This window comes from Synechococcus sp. WC101, from assembly GCF_047461555.1.
Lineage (GTDB): Bacteria > Cyanobacteriota > Cyanobacteriia > Thermostichales > Thermostichaceae > Thermostichus.
The window spans coordinates 1-2,295 of the sequence record NZ_JANSHG010000251.1; the positions used below are offsets into that span (position 1 = coordinate 1).

A 2,295-nucleotide genomic window follows, 5' to 3' on the forward strand; every position below is an offset into this window, starting at 1 on the left:
CCCTAGAGCATGCCTGTCTATACTCAAGCGATTGAAATTGCCGCTGGCGTGGCCCAGGTGGAGCGCTGTCTAATCGATCCAGCGCTGATGCGGCGCTGGCTCAACCCCCTGTTGGGCTGTGAGGCGCTGGGATCCCCCACTGGGCAACTGGGCAGCCGCTACCGCTTTTTCCTGCGCCTGCCGCTGGTTTCCCCCAGCCTAGACTGCGTGATCGCCGAGCGGGCCGAGGGCCTGGTGCAGTGGCAGTTTGAGGGTTTTTTTCAGGGCACCGACCGCTGGGAATGTTGCCCCCAGCCGCTGGGAACGCTATTGGTAAACCGCTTTGAGTTTTGCATCCCCAACCCTTGGGTGGCGGCAGGGTTCTATCTGGTGGCAGCGGAGCTGACCCGGCACGACATGCGGGCACAACTGCGACGGCTAAAGGCAGTGGCCGAGGCTTTGGGTTAGGCTGGTGGCAGGTAGTAAAGAAACGTAAAAAATGGCAATGACCAGCAACAGCAGCCTGTTCAACCGTCGCTTTTTCGACAACTTCATCCCCCAGCCGGCCAACAGCCCTCTGCAGATTGGCGAGCTGGCCCCTGACTTTGAGCTGCCCAATGTGCACGGGGATCCCGTGCGCCTGTCGGACTACCGCGGCCAAAAGCCGGTGGTTCTGGCCTTTACCCGCATCTTTACAGAAAAGCTCTTCTGCCCCTTCTGCTACCCCCACATCCAGGAGCTGAAGGCCCGCTACGAGGAGATCCGGGCTCTGGGAGCAGAGCTGCTGATGGTTACCAGCACCGACCCGGTGCAAAGCCAACAGATCCAAGCCGACCTGGAACTGCCCTATCCGCTGCTGGTGGATCCGGAGTGCAAAACCTTTCGGCTCTACGGCGTCGGCCAAGCCCTGGGGGCGCCCCTGCCAGGCCAGTTCATCGTGGATCGCGAAGGGAGGCTGCGCTATAAGCACCTCTTCTCCTTTGCCGAGCCCAACGCCAGCACCGACGAGGTGCTGCGGGTCTTGCGAGAAGGGCTAGCCAGCGGCTGGGATGGAACCCGCCGGGTGGCTCCCGTGCCCTTTTTCTAAGCCTTCCTAGGCAAGCCCGGAAGAGGAGAGGAAAGAGGTGGTCTTTGCGCGGCTGGCCCAGAATAGCGCCCGTCAGGCGGAGATCCTAGAAGTAGTCCTGCGCCACGGCTGGGACTACATGCGGCGCTTGCTCTCTTTGGGCAAGGCGGAAGAGCCGCAACTGCCACCACCCCTGGTGCTGCGCAACATCCTGGTGGATCTGGGGCCGGTCTATGTGAAGCTGGGCCAGTTGCTGAGCACCCGCCCCGACCTGCTGCCGCGGGAGTATATCGAGGCCCTCAGCACCCTGCAGAGCAATGTGCCCCCCGTGCCCTGGAACGCGGTGGAGATCCTGCTGCGCCAGCAGTTGCGAAAGCCGCTGGAACAGGTATTCAGCAGCCTCGACACGGAAGCGGTGGCGGCGGGATCCATTGCCCAGGTCCATCGCGCCCATCTCGTCAGCGGCGAAGCGGTGGCCCTCAAGATCCAGCGGCCCGGCGTGGAGGCAATAGTAGAGCGGGATACAAGGCTCATCCGCAGCATTGCTGAATTGGTGGCGCAAACAGAATTTGGCCGGCTGGCAGACGTGGTGGCCTTGGCGGATGAGTTTTGCCGGGCCATTCAGGCGGAGCTGGACTTTACCCAGGAAGCCCGCCACACGGAGCAGCTGCGGCAACGCCTGCAGGCTGGCCGTTGGTTTGATCCCAACCAACTGGTGGTGCCGCGCGTCTATTGGGCTCTTACCACCCCCAAGGTGCTGACCCTGGAGTGGATCGAAGGAAAGCCACTCCTGGAGGCGGATCGCAGCGACGCCGAGCCGCAGCAGCTTGCCCGCCTGCTCACCCGCGCCTTTTTCCAGCAGATCTGCATCGACGGCTACTTCCACGCCGATCCCCACCCCGGCAACTTGTTCTATTTGGGATCCGGTCGCGTAGCCCTCTTGGACTGCGGCATGATTGGGCGGCTGGATCCGCGCACGCAGCAGATTGTGCTGGAGCTGATTTTGGCCATCGTCAGCCTGGATGCCCAGCGCTGTGCCGAACTCACCCTGGAGCTGGCCCTGCCGGAAAGCCCCAGGGGCCGCTTGCGGGATCCCGCCGTCAGCCTGGCCCAGTTGCAGCGGGAATACGAGCGTCTTTTGCGGCAGTACTACACCCTAACTGTGGCCGAGCTGGATTTTAGCCAGCTTTTCTCCGAGATCCTGCAAGCAGCGCGGCGCAACCAGATCCGCATCCCCGGCAACCTGGGGC

General features: G+C 62.9%; 3 protein-coding genes. All 3 read left to right on the plus strand.

What is annotated here, in order from left to right; all coding sequences use genetic code 11:
- The first annotated feature begins 9 nt into the window (after window positions 1–9).
- A complete protein-coding gene (locus tag NW809_RS12065) occupies window positions 10–447 on the plus strand; it encodes an SRPBCC family protein (RefSeq protein ID WP_099813044.1) in 438 nt (145 codons plus the stop codon).
- Between the two features lie 31 nt (window positions 448–478).
- A complete protein-coding gene (locus NW809_RS12070) occupies window positions 479–1,066 on the plus strand; it encodes a peroxiredoxin family protein (protein ID WP_346426058.1) in 588 nt (195 codons plus the stop codon).
- Between the two features lie 37 nt (window positions 1,067–1,103).
- The coding region (locus tag NW809_RS12075; RefSeq protein WP_414402252.1) for an ABC1 kinase family protein at window positions 1,104–2,295 on the plus strand (1,192 nt) is incomplete at its 3' end.